General features: G+C 64.1%; 19 protein-coding genes, 1 tRNA gene and 1 pseudogene. 8 read left to right on the top strand and 13 right to left on the bottom strand.

Annotated features, from left to right (window positions below):
* Window positions 1–17 precede the first annotated feature (17 nt).
* Window positions 18–743 (bottom strand): serine O-acetyltransferase, encoded by a 726-nt coding sequence (gene cysE, locus C84B14_RS07295; protein WP_353222958.1) that lies wholly within the window; start codon window positions 741–743, stop codon window positions 18–20.
* 112 nt (window positions 744–855) lie between these two features.
* Window positions 856–1,674, bottom strand: coding sequence for an RNA methyltransferase (locus C84B14_RS07290; protein WP_348764916.1), 819 nt, complete (start codon window positions 1,672–1,674; stop codon window positions 856–858).
* A 98-nt stretch (window positions 1,675–1,772) separates the two neighbouring features.
* Between C84B14_RS07290 and C84B14_RS07285 the strand changes: the two genes are divergently transcribed.
* Window positions 1,773–2,567 carry an inositol monophosphatase family protein gene (locus tag C84B14_RS07285; protein WP_348764915.1) on the top strand — a complete coding sequence of 265 codons (795 nt, stop codon included), beginning with the start codon at window positions 1,773–1,775 and terminating at the stop codon, window positions 2,565–2,567.
* Between the two features lie 113 nt (window positions 2,568–2,680).
* A complete protein-coding gene (locus tag C84B14_RS07280) occupies window positions 2,681–2,857 on the top strand; it encodes a hypothetical protein (RefSeq protein WP_353222956.1) in 177 nt (58 codons plus the stop codon).
* A 22-nt stretch (window positions 2,858–2,879) separates the two neighbouring features.
* On the opposite strand, the gene C84B14_RS07275 is transcribed toward C84B14_RS07280, so the two are convergent.
* From C84B14_RS07275 to tgt, 6 genes are all read right to left on the bottom strand, one after another.
* Window positions 2,880–3,431 (bottom strand): GNAT family N-acetyltransferase, encoded by a 552-nt coding sequence (locus tag C84B14_RS07275; protein WP_353222954.1) that lies wholly within the window; start codon window positions 3,429–3,431, stop codon window positions 2,880–2,882.
* Window positions 3,432–3,829: 398 nt separating this feature from the next.
* Window positions 3,830–4,057 carry a hypothetical protein gene (locus C84B14_RS07270; RefSeq protein WP_353222952.1) on the bottom strand — a complete coding sequence of 76 codons (228 nt, stop codon included), beginning with the start codon at window positions 4,055–4,057 and terminating at the stop codon, window positions 3,830–3,832.
* Between the two features lie 117 nt (window positions 4,058–4,174).
* The gene (gene secF, locus C84B14_RS07265) at window positions 4,175–5,116 is read right to left on the bottom strand and encodes a protein translocase subunit SecF (RefSeq protein ID WP_293624237.1); all 942 of its coding nucleotides are present in this window, start codon (window positions 5,114–5,116) and stop codon (window positions 4,175–4,177) included.
* 45 nt (window positions 5,117–5,161) lie between these two features.
* Entirely contained in the window at window positions 5,162–7,015 is a 1,854-nt protein-coding gene (secD, locus tag C84B14_RS07260) for a protein translocase subunit SecD (RefSeq protein WP_353222950.1), read from the bottom strand.
* Window positions 7,016–7,094: 79 nt separating this feature from the next.
* Complete coding sequence (gene yajC / locus C84B14_RS07255) at window positions 7,095–7,421, bottom strand: preprotein translocase subunit YajC (protein WP_006913368.1); 327 nt, start codon at window positions 7,419–7,421, stop codon at window positions 7,095–7,097.
* 145 nt (window positions 7,422–7,566) lie between these two features.
* Window positions 7,567–8,700, bottom strand: a complete 1,134-nt coding sequence (tgt, locus tag C84B14_RS07250; RefSeq protein ID WP_353222948.1) for a tRNA guanosine(34) transglycosylase Tgt — start codon at window positions 8,698–8,700, stop codon at window positions 7,567–7,569.
* Between the two features lie 123 nt (window positions 8,701–8,823).
* Between tgt and dacB the strand changes: the two genes are divergently transcribed.
* The 3 genes and pseudogenes from dacB (at window position 8,824) to C84B14_RS07235 (ending at window position 11,284) form a co-directional block, all read left to right on the top strand.
* A complete protein-coding gene (dacB, locus tag C84B14_RS07245; RefSeq protein ID WP_353222946.1) occupies window positions 8,824–10,332 on the top strand; it encodes a D-alanyl-D-alanine carboxypeptidase/D-alanyl-D-alanine endopeptidase in 1,509 nt (502 codons plus the stop codon).
* Window positions 10,333–10,398: 66 nt separating this feature from the next.
* Window positions 10,399–10,485, top strand: a tRNA-Leu gene (locus C84B14_RS07240).
* A gap of 158 nt (window positions 10,486–10,643) precedes the next feature.
* Window positions 10,644–11,284 (top strand): annotated as a pseudogene (locus C84B14_RS07235) (LysE family translocator).
* 7 nt (window positions 11,285–11,291) lie between these two features.
* Here the strand turns inward: C84B14_RS07235 and C84B14_RS07230 are convergent.
* Both C84B14_RS07230 and C84B14_RS07225 read right to left on the bottom strand, forming a co-directional pair.
* Complete coding sequence (locus C84B14_RS07230; RefSeq protein ID WP_353222944.1) at window positions 11,292–12,596, bottom strand: TrkH family potassium uptake protein; 1,305 nt, start codon at window positions 12,594–12,596, stop codon at window positions 11,292–11,294.
* A 102-nt stretch (window positions 12,597–12,698) separates the two neighbouring features.
* Window positions 12,699–12,884 (bottom strand): hypothetical protein, encoded by a 186-nt coding sequence (locus tag C84B14_RS07225; RefSeq protein ID WP_293624288.1) that lies wholly within the window; start codon window positions 12,882–12,884, stop codon window positions 12,699–12,701.
* A gap of 116 nt (window positions 12,885–13,000) precedes the next feature.
* Here C84B14_RS07225 and C84B14_RS07220 point away from each other — a divergent pair, with 116 nt between their 5' ends.
* Both C84B14_RS07220 and C84B14_RS07215 read left to right on the top strand, forming a co-directional pair.
* Window positions 13,001–13,420: an HIT domain-containing protein gene (locus C84B14_RS07220; protein WP_353222942.1), complete on the top strand. Its 420-nt coding sequence runs from the start codon at window positions 13,001–13,003 to the stop codon at window positions 13,418–13,420.
* Window positions 13,417–13,626, top strand: coding sequence for a SlyX family protein (locus C84B14_RS07215; RefSeq protein WP_348764907.1), 210 nt, complete (start codon window positions 13,417–13,419; stop codon window positions 13,624–13,626). The genes C84B14_RS07220 and C84B14_RS07215 overlap by 4 nt, the downstream gene beginning before the upstream one ends.
* A gap of 16 nt (window positions 13,627–13,642) precedes the next feature.
* On the opposite strand, the gene C84B14_RS07210 is transcribed toward C84B14_RS07215, so the two are convergent.
* From C84B14_RS07210 to ppc, 3 genes are all read right to left on the bottom strand, one after another.
* On the bottom strand, window positions 13,643–14,050 hold the full coding sequence (locus C84B14_RS07210) for a hypothetical protein (protein ID WP_348764906.1): 408 nt from the start codon (window positions 14,048–14,050) through the stop codon (window positions 13,643–13,645).
* Window positions 14,051–14,137: 87 nt separating this feature from the next.
* On the bottom strand, window positions 14,138–14,695 hold the full coding sequence (locus tag C84B14_RS07205) for a hypothetical protein (RefSeq protein WP_348764905.1): 558 nt from the start codon (window positions 14,693–14,695) through the stop codon (window positions 14,138–14,140).
* A gap of 35 nt (window positions 14,696–14,730) precedes the next feature.
* Complete coding sequence (ppc, locus tag C84B14_RS07200; protein WP_353222939.1) at window positions 14,731–17,520, bottom strand: phosphoenolpyruvate carboxylase; 2,790 nt, start codon at window positions 17,518–17,520, stop codon at window positions 14,731–14,733.
* Between the two features lie 94 nt (window positions 17,521–17,614).
* Between ppc and C84B14_RS07195 the strand changes: the two genes are divergently transcribed.
* Window positions 17,615–18,202, top strand: coding sequence for an NUDIX hydrolase (locus C84B14_RS07195; protein WP_353222937.1), 588 nt, complete (start codon window positions 17,615–17,617; stop codon window positions 18,200–18,202).
* The last annotated feature ends 14 nt before the right edge of the window (window positions 18,203–18,216 follow it).

Here is an 18,216-nt window from a genome sequence, read left to right as displayed (position 1 = left end):
GAAAACGCCCGTCGCGCTCAGACCTTGTCGGTCTGGCGCTCGGCCAGCTGCTCGGACAGACGTTTGGTCAGCGATTCCAGTTCGTCCTGGCGGCGCTCGAGCGAATCGATATGGTCGAGCATCGCATCGATGCCGGTGGCGACCGGGTCTGGCATGTCCTGAGATACGCCATAGGTGGAAAAACCGATTCGATCGGCGGTTTCACGGCGCCGGTCGGCCGGCGTGGCGTTCTTGCACTTGACCAGCTTGGCCGGCACGCCGACCGCGGTGCAGCCGGGCGGCACTTCCTTGACCACCACTGCGTTGGAGCCGATGCGAGCGCCGGTGCCCACCGTGAACGGGCCCAGCACTTTCGCGCCGGCGCCGACCACGACATCGTTTTCCAGCGTGGGGTGGCGCTTGCCGGGGTTCCAGCTCGTGCCACCCAGGGTCACGCCCTGATAGAGGGTGACATCGTCGCCGATGATGGTGGTTTCGCCGATGACCACACCAAAGCCGTGGTCGATGAAAAAACGCCGGCCAATGGTCACGCCCGGATGAATCTCGATCCCGGTCAGCCAGCGCGAGATATGCGATACGAAACGGCCCAGCCAGGTCAGCCGATGCGTCCAGCACCAGTGCGCCAGCCGGTGCCACCACAGCGCATGCAGGCCCGGATAAGAAAAGATCACCTCCCACACGCTACGCGCGGCCGGGTCGCGCTCGAAGATGGTGTGGATGTCCTCACGCATGCGCGAGATCATGAGATGCTCCGCGCCTGGAGGCGCCCGTCGTTATTTCGATGTGGATGCATGCCGATATCCTCGTGCCGGTCGAGCATTATTCCTGCGATATGCACTATTTCGGGTTTATACGCTAGGGATCAAGTGCCGAGTCGTCGCGCGTGTCATCGTCATTGCCAATCGCACCGCGCAGCGGGCGTCGGCGCGGATCCAGCGAGCGCAGCGCGCCACGCAGGATATTCACCTCGATACGATCCGGCGCCGCTCGATTGAACAGTCGGCGCAGTCGCCGCATGAGATGGCCGGGATTGGCCGTATCCAGAAAGCCGCTGGCGCCGAGCACGTCCTGCCAGTGGCCGAAAAGCCCTTCCATATCGGCGGTGGTCACCGGCTCGTGCGCCGGCTCGGCTTCGGGCGCGTCACCGGCGGCCATGCGCAGTTCGTACGCCACGACCTGCACCGCCGCAGCGAGATTGAGCGAGCGATACTCGGGGTTGGTCGGCACCTGCAGATGCAGCTGGCACAGATCCAGCTCCGCGTTTTCCAGCCCGCTGCGCTCGCGTCCGAACACCAGCGCCACATTTTGATCCTGGGCAAGCTCTATCGCGCGCACCGCGGCAGTGCGGGCATCCACCAGCGGCCAATGCATATGCCGCCGACGCGCGCTCGCGCCAATGGCCAGCGTGCAGTCACCAATCGCCTCTTCCAGCGTGTCGTACACCTTCGCGGCTTCGAGCACGTCATCCGCGCCCGAGGCGCGTGCCAACGCTTCCGGGTCCGGATAACGCTCGGGCGCGACCAGCGCAAGGTCGTGCAGCCCCATGACTTTCATCGCCCGCGCCGCGGCCCCGATATTGCCCGGATGCTGGGCGCCGACCAGCACGATACGCAGACGGGCCAGACGGGATTCGTCGAAAACGGGGGATTGTTGATCAGCCACCGGCACGCTCATGGTCGGCTCTCGTATCAATACGGCGTGCAGATGGTACGCTACCCGGCTTTTCATGGCTCGCCCGGCCCGATCGCGCCGGGTTCGACAAGGACTGTCCGATGCAACCGTTGACCAATGTCGCCGTTACCGCCGCCCGCCGGGCCGGCGGCGTGATTCTGGAATACTACCGGCGCGGCGATACCGGCGAAGTCACGGCCAAGAGCGGTCGCAACGACTTCGTCACCGAGGCCGACCAGCGCGCCGAGAATACGATTATCGATACCATCAGCCGGGCATATCCCGACCATGCCTTCATGGCCGAGGAATCCGGCGAAACCGGCGGCGAGTCCGATACCGTCTGGATCATCGACCCGATCGACGGCACCGCCAACTTCATGGCCGGCATCCCGCACTTCTGTGTCTCGATCGCCTGCCAGATCAACGGCGTAACCGAACACGCGGTGATCTACGACCCGGTCAAGGACGAGCTGTTCACCGCCGATCGCGGCGCCGGTGCCAGCCTGGACGGCAAGCGGATTCGTGTGACCCGTACCACGCGCCTGCGTCAGGCCCTGCTCGCCACCGGCTTTGCCTATCGCAAGAAGCAGGACATCGCCACCCATATGCCGGTATTCAACCGCCTGCTGTCGTCCAGCGCGGATATCCGTCGTGCCGGTTCGGCGGCGCTCGATCTGGCCTATGTCGCAGCCGGGCGTCTGGACGGCTTCTGGGAAATGGGGCTGTCGCCCTGGGATATGGCCGCCGGCCTGTTGCTGGTACGCGGCGCGGGCGGTATCGCCGGCGATATCAAGGATCAGGACCCGCTGAAAACGGGTAACGTGATCGCCGCCAACCCCAAGCTCTATCCGCAGCTCATCGAAAAGATCGAACGCACCCCGCAGGGCGGCAGCTAGGGCCTGTTAAAACAAGCGACAACGCAGGAGTTGATGTCCGCGTTGCCCCGCCCTGGCTCGAAAGCCGCGACAGGCGCATGATCGAACGCCGTTAAGAACACAGGCGCTAGCCCATGCGTTTCGGCTTTCTCATCTTCGACGGCATAGAAGAACTCGACCTGCTCGGCCCGTGGGAACTCGTCGGCGTGTGCAGTGAGTACTTCGACGGGCCGGACGAGCGGATGCTTGTGTGGCCGCGCAACGCGGCCCGGTGCGTTGCGCCACGGGCCTGGCCCTCGCAGCCGTATTGAGCCGCCGCGCGCTACCTACGCGCTAGAATCCCGAGCCAGGCTCCATGCGTTCTCGGCACGCGCCGTCGTTCCAAGACCATTCTTCCGACGTGATCGCATAGCGTTCGTGGTCGCGCCACTCGCCGCTGATCTTCAGGTAGCGCGGCGAATAGCCTTCCAATCGAAAACCCAGCGACTTGACCAGGCCGATAGAGCGTTCGTTGGCGGGTTGGATATTGGCCTCCAGTCGATGCAGCGCGTGAACGCCAAAGCTGCGCGACACCACGGCGGCCAAGGCGTTCTTCATGAGCCCCTTGCCTTCGTTCGGGCTGAATGCGTAGTACCCGAGGTACGCGGATTGCAAGGCACCGCGCACGATTTCGTTCAGGTTGATACAGCCCACCAGCATGCCGTTGCTGGCCATGGCCAGATAACTGCGATGCGTATCGCCTGCGTAGCGCGCCAGGTACTTCGCATATTTCTCTGGCGTGTCCGGCGGCGACACCCAGCGTTTCAGCTCGGGTTGGCTGCGCCGGACAGCGGCCAGAAACGCCGACTGGTGTTCTTCGCCGGGTGGAAAGACTTCGATATCCATTATCTTCACGATCAGCTACACGCGCATTTGTGGCGTGTTTCGATGGGGCTGGCCGCGGTTTAGGCCAACTCGTGGCGCAATGTACATCGGGCGTAGGGCTCGAAATCTAACGGTTCGGCCCACGAGCCGCGCGGCACTCACGAGTTCATCGAAGCTTTGGGTCCGCGCTGCTGTGCGACCCACTTTCGTTTGCTTGTCCAAACGAACGTAGGCAAAGGGAAAGACACCCGGGTTGCGCGTCGGCGCAATGCGCCGGACACCCTTCGGCCCTGCGCTTCTCGTTCGCTCCACACGGGATTGAATACAGCACGTGACCGTAGGGCCGAGTCGAGGCGGCTACCAACCGAAATCAGGGCACGTGGCTGCGTTCTTGTCGGCTTACGCTCCGCTAAGCCAACCTACAAAAAACCGTGACCTTGAGCGAGCGCCAGCGACGCTTGTCTGTATTCGGCCCCTTGGGCGTAGCGCCGAGCAGCGGAGGCGGCAAGCGGATCAAGCCAGCCGGATGTTTGAGCGTCAGCGAGTTTCCGGCTGGCCCGCTTGGCGCCGGAGCCGCGCAGGGAACCGATGCGCAGCATCGGCGCAAGACAGGGTGTCTTTTCGCTTGGGTACTTCTCTTTGGACAAGCAAAGAGAAGTACCTCGCGCAACAGCGCGAAACCCCAAGCTCAAATTCGCCTGCGAGTTGATTAAGACGACGACGAACGGTTCGGCCAGCGCGTGTTTACCGCACTAGCCGAACGACTAACGCGTAACCCGCGACGCCTTCTCGGCATCCTCTTCCTTGGGCGGGAACAGATCCTGACTGGTGATCTTGAGCCGCAGTGCCAGCGCGCTGGCGACGAAAATCGACGAATAGGTACCGATGAAGATACCGATCAGCAGCGCGGTGGCGAAGCCGTGGATGACCTCGCCGCCGAGGAAGAACAGCGCGAGCAGGGTCAGAATGGTCGTGCCCGAGGTCATCAAGGTGCGCGACAGGGTCTGGTTGATGGAGGCGTTGACCACCTCGGTGGGCGTGGCCTTGCGCATGCGCCGGAAATTCTCGCGAATACGGTCGAACACCACGATGGTGTCGTTGAGCGAATAGCCGATCACGGCCAGCAGTGCGGCCAGCACGGTCAGATCGAAATCCAGATGGAACAGCGAGAACACGCCCAGCGTGATGAGCACGTCATGCACCAGGGCGGCGACTGCGCCGGCAGCGAGCTTCCAGTGGAAACGCACGATGACGTAGATGAGAATCGCGATCACGGTATAGAGCAGCGCCAGCCCGCCCTTGTTGATCAGCTCGTCACCGACCTGGGGACCGACGAATTCCACGCGGCGCAGTTCCGCTGCGCTGTTGTCGGCATGCAGCGAATCCATGACGTGGGTGCTCACTTCCGAGCTGTCGGCGCCCTCTTCGCTGGCCAGCCGGATCATTACCGCGTCCGACGCGCCAAAGTGCTGCACCGTGGCACCGGGGTAGCCGCCTTCATCAAGCGCGCCCCGCACCTCGTCAAGGGCGACCGCGTCCGGATAGCCGACTTCGATGACCACGCCGCCGGTGAAATCGACGCCGAACGACAGCTTTTCCATCGAGAACGATACGAACGACACCAGAATCAGCAACGCCGAAAAGATGATGGCGTACTTGCCGTAGCTGATGAAGTCGATCGATGTGTTGGATTTGATCAGGCGCATTCGAGACTCGACATGGGGCAAAAACGCGGACGGAAAGTCCGCATGCTAGATCGACAATTTCTGTAGACGGCGTTTGCGACCGTAGACGAGATTGGCGATCGCACGGGTACCGACGATGGCCGTGAACATCGACGTGATGATGCCCAGCGACAGGGTTACGGCAAAGCCCTTGATCGGCCCGGTGCCGAAACCGAACAGCACGACCGCCGCGATCAGCGTGGTGACGTTGGCGTCGGCAATCGACGAAAACGCCTTGTCGTAGCCGGATTTGATCGCCGACTGGGGCGTGTTGCCGGCATCGAGCTCTTCACGTATTCGCTCGAAGATCAGCACGTTGGCGTCGACCGCCATACCCACGGTGAGCACGATGCCGGCAATGCCCGGCAGCGTGAGGGTGGCCTGCAGCAGCGACAGCAGCGCCACGATGAGCACGAGATTCATCATCAGCGCGGCGTTGGCGAACAGACCGAAGCCGCGGTAGTAGACGGTCATGAACACGATCACGAGCAGAAAGCCCACGATCACGGCCAGACGCCCCTGGGCGATGTTGTCCGCACCCAGGCTCGGACCGATGGTGCGTTCTTCGACGATGTTCACGGGCGCGGCGAGCGCGCCGGCGCGTAGCAGCAGGGCCAGGTCGTGGGCTTCGCCGCGTTCCAGGCCGGTGGTCTGGAAACGCTTGCCGAAAGCGCTGCGAATATTCGCGACGCTGATGACTTCCTCGACCTTCTTGCGTTCGCGGATCTCCTCGCCGTTCTCGTAGCGCGTGTCGATCCGGTTTTCGATGAACAGCACCGCCATCGGGTCGCCAACATGGGCAGAGGTGGTATCGAACATCTTGCTGGCGGCCTGACCGTCGAGGGTGACGAACACGGCCGGGCTCCCCGACTGCTGATCGAATCCCGAGGAGGCATCCACGAGCTGATCCCCGGAGGCGATCACGTCCTGCTCGAGCAGAATCGGGCGACCGTCGCGGGTGTGATAAAGCTCGGTGCCGGCGGGTATGTTGCCGGTGCGTTCTGCCGCCTGGGCGTCCTGGCCCTGGGCGACGAGACGGTATTCCAGGGTCGCGGTCTTGCCGAGCAGGCGCTTGGCTTCGGCGGTGTCCTGGACGCCCGGCAGTTCGACGACGATACGCGACTCGCCCTGGCGCTGGACCAGCGGTTCGGCCACGCCCAGCTCGTTGACGCGATTACGCAGGGTGGTGAGGTTCTGCTGCAGCGCGAAGTCGGCGATGCGCTTCTGTTCGGTTTCGGTCAGGGTGGCGACGAGCGTGTTGTCGGCGTCCGGGGCCTCGTTGAAGCGCAGCACGTCGAACTCGCTGGCGAGCGCATCGGAGGCCTCGTCCATGACCTGGGCATTGGGGAACTGCAGCCGTACCGAGTCGCCCTCGCGCGATGCGCGGCTGTAGCGAATGGATTCGTCGCGCAGAAAACGCGGAATGTCGCGCGCATAGCGGTCGTAGGTCTCGTTGAAGACCGTTTCCATATCCACTTCAAGCAGGAAATGCACGCCACCGCGCAGGTCCAGGCCCAGGGCCATCGGCTCGGCGCCGACGGCACGCAGCCAGTCGGGCGTGCTCGGCGCCAGGTTCAAGGCCACCGTGTAATCGTTGCCCAGCTGACGCTTGAGCACGCCGGCGGCTCGCAGCTGCGCTTCCGTGCTTTGGTAGAGCGCGAGCAGGCGCCCGTCTTCGAGGGTAATGTCCTCGGGGGCCACGTCGGCATCGGTAAGCGTGCTGCGCACCCGCTGTACCAGGGCCGGGGTCGCGGCCTCACCCTCGGCGTTGGACACCTGAACCGCCGGCTGCTCGCCGTAGAGGTTGGGCAACGCATACAGCACGCCTGCCGCGAGCACGAGCAGCAGCAGGAGATATTTCCATAATGGGTAGCGATTCATAGGGCCCCGATCAACGGTCTACAGCGGGCGACGGCCGCACTGGGCGGGCAGGCGTGCCGATACCGCCGCGAAAATACGCTTACAGCGAGTCCAGCGTGCCTTTGGGTACCACACTGGCCACGGCGTTTTTCTGGATGCGAATCTCCACGCCTTCCGACACTTCCACCACGATGAAGTTTTCACCCACCTGACGGATCTTGCCGGCCACGCCACCCGAGGTGACGACCTCGACGCCCTTGTCCAGGCTTTCGAGCAGCTTCTTGTGTTCTTTCTGGCGCTTCATCTGCGGGCGGATGATCATGAAATACATGAACACGAAGAACAGCCCGACCATGATCAGGGTGGGCATGATGCCGCCCGCCTGGCCGCCCGCCTGCGCATAGGCCGGCGAAATCAGAAAATCCATAATTTACCTCGATTGAAAACGGAGGTTGGCGCGTGCGCGCTCGACCGAGCGGCGTAGTATGCCACAGCAGTCGGGGCCTTCAGGACACGAGTTATACAAAGCCACGCCGGCCAGGGCGTGTCGTCATGAGATATGACGACACACCCTAGACCCCGTAACCGAAATAGGCCGCCTGCGCGGTCCCCGACCCCTCGGGCCCGGTAAAGAACTCGCGCATGAACGCTTCGTAGCGATCCGATTCGATCGCCGTGCGAATACGCTGCATAAGCGTCTGATAGTAATACAGGTTATGCCAGGTATTCAGGCGCGCGGCGAGAATTTCGCCACAGCGATACAGATGATGCAGATAGGCGCGGCTGTAGTTCTGGCAGGTGGGGCAACCGCAGTTGGCGTCGAGCGGCCCCGTATCGTGCTTGTGTACGGCGTTCTTGATCTTGACCACGCCTTGCGAGGTAAACAGGTAGCCGTTGCGGGCGTTGCGGGTGGGCATCACGCAATCGAACATATCGATACCGAACGACACCGCCGCCACCAGATCCGAAGGCGTGCCCACGCCCATGAGATAGCGCGGATAATCGCTAGGCGTGACCGGCAGCACGCCTTCCAGCACGGCGGCCTTGTCGGCCCAGGCCTCGCCTACCGAGACACCGCCGATGGCATAGCCGTCGAAACCGATATCCACCAGCGCGGCCATCGACTCGGCGCGCAGATCCGCGAACACGCTGCCTTGATTGATGCCGAAAAGCAGGTTGGCGCTGTCGCCGTGGGCGGCCCGACAGCGCGCGGCCCAGCGCATGGACAGCTGCATCGAAGCCGCGGCATCCTGCTTGGGCACCGGGTAGTCCGTACACTCGTCCAGGCACATGACGATATCCGAGTTCAGCGCGTGCTGAACTTCGATCGAACGTTCAGGCGACAGATACTGGCGCGAGCCGTCCAGCGGCGAACGAAACGCGACGCCGTCCTCGGTGAGTTTGCGCATTTCCGCCAGGCTCCACACCTGAAACCCACCCGAGTCGGTGAGGATCGGCTTGTCCCAGTGCATGAAGCCGTGCAGGCCATCATGCTGCTCGATAATCTCGGTACCCGGGCGCAGCATTAAATGGTAGGTGTTGCCGAGCACGATTTGCGCGCCGAGGCTTTCGAGTTCCTCTGGCGTCATACCCTTGACCGTCCCGTAGGTGCCCACCGGCATGAAGGTGGGGGTGTCCACCACCCCGTGCGGCAGGGTGAGGCGCGCGCGGCGCGCGGCGCCGGATTGGTTAAGCAGGTTTAGCATGGCCGCGCAGTTTAGACACGCCAACGCATGCCGTCGACGGCTGGGCCTACGGTAATCGTCAAATTGAGTCCGTACCCGCGCTGGCTCTACACTGGCGCCTTTCGTCGCGCGCTCAGGGATAAGATGTTCATCGTTCGTAACTCGGGCCGAAGCCGGTCGTCGTCCGGCCGGGTGGTCGCGACAGCGCTCATGGCCTGCCTGCTCTTCATCGCCCTGCCGGCCAGTGCGGCATCCTATCTCGATTCGTTGCGGTCGCTGTCCAGCCAGGCCCAGGTCAGCGCCATGGTGATCCGCCTCGACGACATGGCGGTCATCGACGAGATCAACGCCGACCAGCGGCTCACGCCGGCGTCGGTCAGCAAGCTCTTCGCCGCGGCCGCGGGGCTCGAGCAGTTCGGCCCGGCCCATCGCTTCACGAGCCGCTTCAAGAGCAGCGGCAGCGTCTCCGGCAATACCCTCAACGGCAACCTGGTGTTCGTGGGCGGCGGCGATCCGGCGCTCGACAATGCCCGCCTGTGGCGGCTGATCAATGGCCTGCGGGAACGCGGGATTACCCGGGTCAACGGCGACCTGGTGGTCGACGACGGTCTGTTCGGCACCGTCCCGTGCCTGACCAAGGATCGCTGCGATGCCCAGCGCGTGGCCTCGCATGCCTACAGCGCGCCGCTGTCGTCGGCAGGGGTGAACTTTGCCACCGTGCAGACCAACGTCTATGCCGGCGAACGCGCCGGCGACCCGGCCCGGGTCGCGTTGTTGCCACGTGGTCTGACCGGCTACCGCATCGCCAATGATGTCAGCACCACTCTGCCCGGTACGCGTCCGAGCCTGAGTGTCTGGCGCAGCTACGACAACGGCATGTCCACCCTGCATCTGCGCGGCTCGGTGCCGATGGGCACCGGCCCGTACAAGATCCATCGCGCAGTCACCGGCCCCGCCGAGGATACCGCGCGAGTGCTCTCGGCCATGCTCGCCGACATGGGCATCACGGTGACCGGCAGCACGCGCGTACAGGGCAATGCCGGCAACGGCGAAACACTCGCACAGGTAGAAAGCGAAACGCTGGCCGAGCAGCTGATTCCGCTCATGGCCTATTCCAACAACTACATGGCGGATGTGCTCACGCTCGATCTCGCTGCCGACAGCGGCTACAACCGGCCGCTCACCCTGCCGCTGGCCTCCCAGTCGCTGGAAGCGCTCGCCGATCGCGCGCTGCGCGAAAGCTTCCCCATGCAGGCCAATGCCGGCAACGGTGCCCTTCTCGACAGCGGCAGCGGTCTGGCGGTGAGTAACAAGCTCTCGGCACGGGACCTGGTGGCCCTGCTGTCGTATATGTACCGGCAGCCGTCGTTGTTCCCGGCGTTCTACGGCAGTATCCCGGTGCCGCTTTCGGCGCCGTCGCGCACGCTCAAGCAGGGCAACTTCGACTGGCTCACGCGTATCAACGCCAAGACCGGCACGCTCAGCGAACCGGTCACCGTGCGCGCGCTGGCCGGCTATTTCCGTCTGCAGAACGGCGGCTACGGCGCCTTCGCCTTCGTCATCAACGGCACCTCGTCGCGGCCGTCGCTGAGCTATCGCCAGACGGTAACCGCGTATCAAACCGATATGGAATCGATTCTCGCCGATTATTGAGCGCGTTCAGCACGGCCATGCATTGGTCACATGCGGCGACAGCGGTATACTGCGCGCCCATCACCTGCCCGGGTGGCGGAACTGGTAGACGCGCCGGACTCAAAATCCGGTTCTGGCAACAGAGTGCGAGTTCGATTCTCGCCCCGGGCACCATCACTCCCGCGCGCACGCCTTCATGTGCGCCGCCCTGATCGGTCGATTTTGCGCGGCGAGCTCCGCGCTGACCTCTAAGCCGCATCACGACTGTCTGCGCCCATGCATTCCGTTTTTCAGCGGACCGGGCACACACCGCATATCCGGCGACACGCACCATGGACATACCGACCGCGATCGCAAGCTTTGCTTTAGCTGCCGGGTTGATGACCCTCACGCCCGGCATCGACACCGCGCTGGTGCTACGCACGGCCGCCGTCGACAATGCCCGCGATGCGCTATGCGCGGCGATCGGCATCGTGGCCGGGGTTTTCGTTTGGGGACTGGTCGCGGCCTGCGGTCTGGGCGCGCTGCTCGCGGTGTCCGATAGCGCGTATCGCCTCGTCAAGTTCGCGGGGGCGGCCTATCTCGTCTGGCTTGGCGTCGGCATGCTGCGTTCGGCCGTGACCGGCCACGAGCGCAGCCGGGGCGATGTCCCTCATGAGCGCCGCCACTCGGCGCGCGGCTGGCTGCTGCGCGGCCTGGGCACGAACCTGCTCAACCCAAGGTGGGCGTGTTCTACGTGAGCTTTCTGCCGCAGTTCATGCCGGCAGGCGTCGACGTCGTGGCTTTCAGCACGCTATTGGCCGCGATCCATGCGGGATTGACCCTGGCTTGTTTCGTACTGCTGATCGCGGCCACGCGCCCCTTTGCCCGTGCGCTGGCAAAGCCGTCGGTCACGCGCTCGCTCGATGGCATCACCGGCACGGTGATTATCGGCTTTGGGCTGCGGCTGGCGCTTTCGCCCTCGGCACGCTGAAGCCCGTTCAGACCGCCAGGTCGGCGCCGCCGCGCGCCGGGGAATCCTTTTCCTCGGCTCTCGGGAACAGGGCCACGCCGACGGTAATCGGCCCCAGGCGGCCGATGAACATCATGGCGATCACGACCCATTTGCCGGCGACGCTGAGTTCGGCCGTGGCGCCCAGGCTTAGACCGACGGTACCGATCGCCGAGGCCGATTCGAACATGAGCATCAGAAAGTCCTGATCCTCGACCAGCATGAGCGCGGCCATGCCGACAACGAGCGCGCCGATATAGAAGCCCGCCGCTGCCACCGCCATATGAATGCGCCGACGGCTGATCGTCTCGCCCAGCAGCCGGATCGAGTCGCGCCCGGCCAGCGCGCCGCGTACCGCGCCGTAGAAGATCGCCACCGTGGTCGACTTGATACCGCCGCCCGTGCCGGACGGTGAGGCGCCCATGACCATGGCGACCAGAAGCAGCAGGATCGATGCCGAGCCCAGGTTCGCGATCGGCACCGTATCGAAGCCGACCGTGGTCATCGCCGTCATCACCTGGAAGAACGCCGCCAGCACCCGCTCATCCCACGGCATTTCGGCCAGATGGGCGTCGGTGATTGCGATCGACACGGTACCGATCAGCGCCAGCCAGAACGTCACGCGCAGGATGATGCCCGAGGTCAGCGACGGACCACGCCGCCGCGTGATCCAGCGCCACCAGTCGCTCATGACGATGAAGCCGATTGCACCCAGATAACTCAGGCTGGCGACCACAATGACGATGCCAGCGTTCGCGCGATAGTCTTCAAGGCTGGTATCGAACAGGCTGAAGCCCGCAGTACAAAACGCCGACACCGCGTGAAAGACCCCGTTCCAGACCGGATCGGGCGTACCTGCCTGCGCGAACAGCGCGGTCAACAGCACCGCACCGATGCATTCGATCGCCAGCGTGAACAGCACCACCGCCCGGATGAAGGCGCCTACGTTCATATCGCGCGGCAATACGAACGCGCTGCGAGCCACGCCTTGATGCATGGCGTCCAGGCGTTGGCGCAATGCCAGGATCACGAACGAGCCCAGCGTCATGTAGCCGATACCGCCGAGCTGGATCAGCCCGAGAATGGTCAGCTCGCCGAAAAAGCTGTAGCTGCCCGACGGACTGATGGACACCAGCCCGGTCGTGGATACGGCCGAGGTCGCCGTGAACAGATGGTCGAGCCAGGACAGGCCGGTACGTTCGTGCGCGAACGGCATGCATAACAGGGCAAAGCCGCAGGCCACGTAGAAGGCGTAACCCCAGAGCACCAGCGTGACCGGGCGGCGACGGCGCACGAACGCGGGAAGACGTAACGACCAGATCTTCAAGTAAGAGACAGGAGACCGATTTGGCGAACGCTAATAATTAAGCACAAACCGCAACGGCGCGCTACCGCGCTAGCGAAGATAAAGCATGTAGTAGGCGCCAAAGCCCGCGGCAACCAGCGCCAGCACGATCCAGAAATACCGGTTCGAAATGAAGGCGAAAATAAACATCACCACCACGACCGCAAAGCCGGCCATCAACAGGCCTGACCAGCCCCCACCCTGAATCACGTCGATCCAGCCCCTGATTGCGTCCATCGTTCCCCCGATTGAAATCTACCGGCCGCCCCTGGCCGGCCGTACCCTGTCGATCTTATACAATGAAGCGCGCGGCGCGGATAGCGCCGATCGTTTTGTACCCAGAGCCCGACCGAATGCACATCGACGAACAACTGCTGACCGACTGCCATGTACTGGGCAGCCTTGAGCGGGCGAGCGTTCTACTCCACCGCAACGCCGCCGTCGGCTGGCTGATACTGGTCGTGGATACCGCCGCCATCGACTGGCACCAGCTCGATGACGACGAACACGCGCGCGTCAGCGCCCAGGTGCGCGCCCTGTCACGCTTCGTGGCCGGCGAATTCGAGGCCGACAAGCTCAACGTGGCGACCCTGGGCAATCAGGTTGCCCAGATGCATATCCACATCATTGCCCGCCACCAGAACGACCCCTGCTGGCCGCGCCCGGTATGGGGGAATCTCGATGAATCCAGCGACTACAGCCCGACCATGATCGCCACGCTGCGCGATCGCCTGGCGGGCGACCTGGGCCTCGATCCCGCGGGGCTGGCATGAGCGCATCGAGCATCGAAACGCTGGAAATGCGTATCGCCTATCAGGACGCCACCATCGAACAGCTCAGCGATCTGGTCTATGCCCAGAGCCGCGAAATCGATCGTCTTAACGCGCGATACGAACAGCTCGAATCGCGTATGGGCGCGCTGGCAGAGTCCGAAGGCGGCGACGTCCCGAACCTGGACGAAACGCCGCCGCACTACTAGGCGTTCGCGATCGCGACTAGAACTGGATACGACCGCCGCCGCCCTGCTGGCCGCCACCAAAGCCGCCCTGGCCACCGCCGTAGCCGCCCTGGCCCGGCACCTGGATCTGCTGGCTTTGCTGGCGCTGCATTTCCTTGAGTTCCTCGATCGCGCGTTCGGCCGCGGCGTTGACCGCATCCGGGAACTGATCGATCGCGCCCGCCAGCGTGTCGGCTTCGAGTTCGAACGACAGCGGCAGGCTGCCGGCCGGCGTCATCAGGCTGGCCGAGCCTTCGTAGCGGGTTTCGCGCGAGCTGTCGTCGTCGCCTTCCTTGGTCACGGGCACCAGGCGGCGGATGCTGCCGACTTTAAGATCTGTGAAAGACTCTTCGCGATAGAGACTGTCGGCATCGACCTGGATCTCGGGCATTTCGTTTTCGGCCATGACGGTTTCCTTGGAACGTCAAAAAACAATAACGCCAAGGATAACAGCGCGCAGCGACAAGGCTAAGCGCCGGCCTCGAACGCGCCGCTACTTGAGCGCCTCTGCGTTCTGAAAGGCAGAGGCGATTCGTGTCTGCAACTCCTGCTTGAACGCCTCGCGCAGCTTTTCGCGGGCACGCGTCACGTCCGGCCCCTGGACCAGCGTCTGTTGCAAGCCGTTGTAGATGGAAAACGTCTGCGGGCCGCCGTCGCCTTCGTTGGCCGTACGCAGCAGCTCGGTCGATGCGGCCACGGCCGCGGTCACGCCGGTGTCGTCTTCCTGCTGATGCACGATATACATGATGCGCAGCACGCGCACGCCGGCAGGCAGGTCCTCGCCGGCCATGCGAATCGTGGCCTGGCGTGCATCGGACAGAGCCTCGCGGGCCAGCGAGGTGACCAGCTCTTCGGGCAGCATGGAGTAGCGCGCATCGGCCACCGGCACGATATCCAGATAGACCGGGCGCTGGGGCGGCGTATCGTCGGCGCTCGCCTGGTCACCGGCGTTCGGGTTTTGGTTCTGGGCAAAGGCGTGCGACGCAAACAGGCACAGGCACACAGCCAGATACGAGACAAGCCGCAAGGCAGGAAAAAATCGGCCGTTCATGGTTTGATTCTCACTATCGATCACGCGAAAAAGCATCAGCCAGTATTGCGCATACCGGCCGCGATCGCGTTGATCGAACGCAACACGGGGTCGAGCCATACGCGATCGCCGCCTTCACGATAACGCGTGAGCGCGGTGATCTGAATATGGTTGAGCGGGTCGAGATAGGGCCGGCGCCGGTCCAGCGAACGTTTGAGCACCGTATCGTCGTCCAGCAGCTCGGCCTCGCCGGTGATTGCGAGTATACGCTCGACGGCACGATCGTATTCGCTGCGGATGGCCTCGAATATCGCGGCCTGCTCGGGCACAAGCTCGGCATAGGTGGCCGCGATGGGCATGTCGGCCTTGGCCAGCGACATCTGCACGCTGTCGATGATGGTGCGGAAATACGCCCAGTCGCGATAGAGCGCCACCAGCTCGTCGTTGTCGATACCGGCCTCGGCCAGGGCCGTGCCCACGCCAAGCCAGCCCGGCAGGGTATGGCGTGACTGTGCCCAGGCAAACACCCAGGAAATGGCGCGAATCGAGGATTTGCCGCGGACCGCCTTGCGATGACCGGGGCGCGAGCCGATGTTCAACGCGCCGATTTCTGCGGTAGGCGTGGCGGCATAGAAATAATCGAAGAAGCCGTCGGTATCCTCGGTCAGGCGCCGATAGAACGCTTCGCCGGTATCCGACAGCGACGCGGCGATACGCGAGTGATCGGTATCGTCGGTAGCAAACCCGCTGGCCTTGAGCGTGCCGGTGATACCAAGGGTGAGCTCGTGGACCGCGGTTTCCGGGTTGCTGTACTTGGCGAAGATCATTTCGCCCTGCTCGGTGAACTTGATACGCGAGCGCACCGTGCCCGGCGGCTGCGACACGATGGCCTGATGGGTGGGCCCGCCGCCACGGCCGACGGTGCCGCCACGACCGTGAAACAGCAGGCTGTCGACGTCGTGCTTGTCGCACACGGCCACCGCCAGCTGCTGGGCTTTGTAGAGCTGCCAGCGCGACGCCATGATGCCGCCATCCTTGCAGGAGTCGGAATAGCCCAGCATGACTTCCTGACGGCGCGTGCCGTCGTGGGCCTGGGCCTCCAGGAAGGCGCGGTAGGCCGGCTGGCCCAGCAGGCCGTCCAGCACCGGCTCGATATGTTCCAGATCGGCCACCGTTTCAAACAGCGGCGCGATCGCCAGCGGCGGCGTGCCGGCGCCCGGCTCATAAACCCCCGTGGCACGCATGAGCCAGAGCAGCGCCAGCATGTCCGAGACATTGTGCGTCATCGAGATCACGTAGCTGCCGAAGGCATCGACGCCCAGCGTGCGGGTGAATTCACGCACCACCGCCAGGCTTTCGAGCGTATGGCCGACGTCCGCCGAGACATCGACCCGGGCCACTTCGGCCACCTCGTCGACGGCGAGCTGGGCGGCGAGCAGCTCGGTACGCGCGCCGTCGTCGAGCGATTCGTAGTCCGCGCAGATATCCAGCGCGGCAAACAGCTCGTGAATACACTGGGTATGCCGGGTGGATTCCTCACGCAGATCGAGCCGGGCCAGATGAAAGCCGAAGGTCTGCACCAGCCGCTGCAGGTCTTTTATCTCGTCGTCTGCGATGGCCTGGTCGCCGTGACCGGCCAGCGATTCGCGCATGATGCGCAGCTCGTCGACCAGCGCCGCTGCGCTGTCGTAGGCCAGCGGACTGCGCTCGCTGCGTTCGGCGCGCAGGCGCAGCTCGGTCTGCAGCTGATCGACCATGGCCGAAATACGCTGGCGCATCAGATAGAGCTTGCGCCGATAGGGTTCGGCCGCGAAACGTTCCGCGCGTACGCCGGTATGTGCGGCAATGCGTTGTTCGTCGTCGGCCAGGCTTTGCCAGAACGTATCGCTGGGCGCGCACCAGCGCGCCGAAAACGACAGCCGGCTGGCCAGATGATCGATCCGGCGCAGGTATTCGGAGAGCACCTCGCGGGCCTGCATGCGCAGCGCGTAGCGGGTTTCGCGCGCGGTGACATAGGGATTGCCGTCGCGATCGCCGCCGATCCAGGAGCCGAAATCCAGCACTGTCGGCGGCTCGACGCGTTCGCCGTAGGCGTTGAACAGCGCGCGTTCCAGGTTGCGATAGATCACCGGCACGCTGGAGAACAGCGACGCCCGGAAATAATAGAGGCCGTTGCGAATCTCGTCGGCCACGGTCGGGCGCGAGCCGCGCAGCTCCTCGGTCTTCCAGAGCACCTGAATGTTCTGGCGGATATGCTCTTCGATTTCGGCATGACGACGCGCGTCGGGGGTATCGAAGGCCAGCTCGCGAAACCATTCGAACAGCCGGCGCAGGGCATCCAGCACGGCGCGCGGCTTGGCTTCGGTGGGATGGGCAGTGAACACCGGCATGAACGACAGCCGCTCGAGGCGCGCGAGCGCCTGTTCCAGGCTCACCCCCTCCGCGGCCAGGTCGGTGAAGCTGCGGTTGAACGAACCGATCCACTGCGGGTTGCCCTCGGCCGCCAGCGCGCGCCGGGTACGGTGCGCATGCAGTTCTTCGAGCAGATTGGCCAGGTTGAAATAGATCGCGAAGGCGCGGGTGACCTCGGTCATGGTTTCGGCCGGCAGCCCGGCCACCAGCGCCTGCAGCTCGGCGCGCTTTTGCGCGTCGTCGTGCTCGCGCAGCGCGATATAGCCGCGCCGCAGCGTTTCCACGGTATCGAACACGCCCTCGCGTGCCTGCGATCGCAGCACGTCGCCCAGCAGCGTGCCGGCGGCGCGTACCTGTGCCCGTAGCGCTTCGTCGTGGGCAGCGACGTCGGTCGCACTCATGGCCGGGTGTTTTTCGTTGATCGACGGATTCATGTTCTCAGCCGTTGCATGGTTCGTGCCGAATCGCAGAATAGCAGCGCACGGATTACCCCTCGTTGTCTGCTAATCTTGCCCGATGCCCAAGCCCATGACGTACTGCCCCAACTGCGGCGCGCCGACCGAATTCAAGATTCCGCCAGGCGACGACCGCAAGCGCAATATCTGCACCGCGACCGGCGAGATCTTCTACGACAACCCGCGCAACGTGGTCGGCTGTATCGTCGAGCACGAAGACAAGATCCTCATGTGCCGCCGCGCGATCGAGCCGCGCCTGGGCTTCTGGACGCTGCCGGCCGGTTTTCTGGAGCTCGGCGAGACCATTTACGAGGGCGCGGCCCGCGAAACCCGCGAAGAAGCCCAGGCCGAGGTGCGCGACGCCGAGCTGTTCGCCATGATCGACGTCACCCATATCGGTCAGGTGCATATCTTCTATCGGGCGCAGCTGTCCGGCAGCCACTACGCGCCTGGCCAGGAAAGCCAGATCGTGACCCTGCAGCGCGAGGACGAAATCGAGTGGTCGCAGCTGGCGTTTCCGACCATTCATCGCGCCCTGTCGCATTATTTCGCCGATCGCGCCCGTGGGCGCTTCGAGCTGCACACCGACAGCCTCGGCGCCGACGACTGGCGCGAAATGAACCTCGATCGCGTGGCGCGCGTACAAGACGGCTCTGCCTGAGGCTGCGCGCGGGT

This window comes from Salinisphaera sp. C84B14 (genome assembly GCF_040361435.1).
Lineage (GTDB): Bacteria > Pseudomonadota > Gammaproteobacteria > Nevskiales > Salinisphaeraceae > Salinisphaera.
Note: the sequence above shows the minus strand (reverse complement) of the source record. Positions and strands in the feature narration are given on the sequence as shown.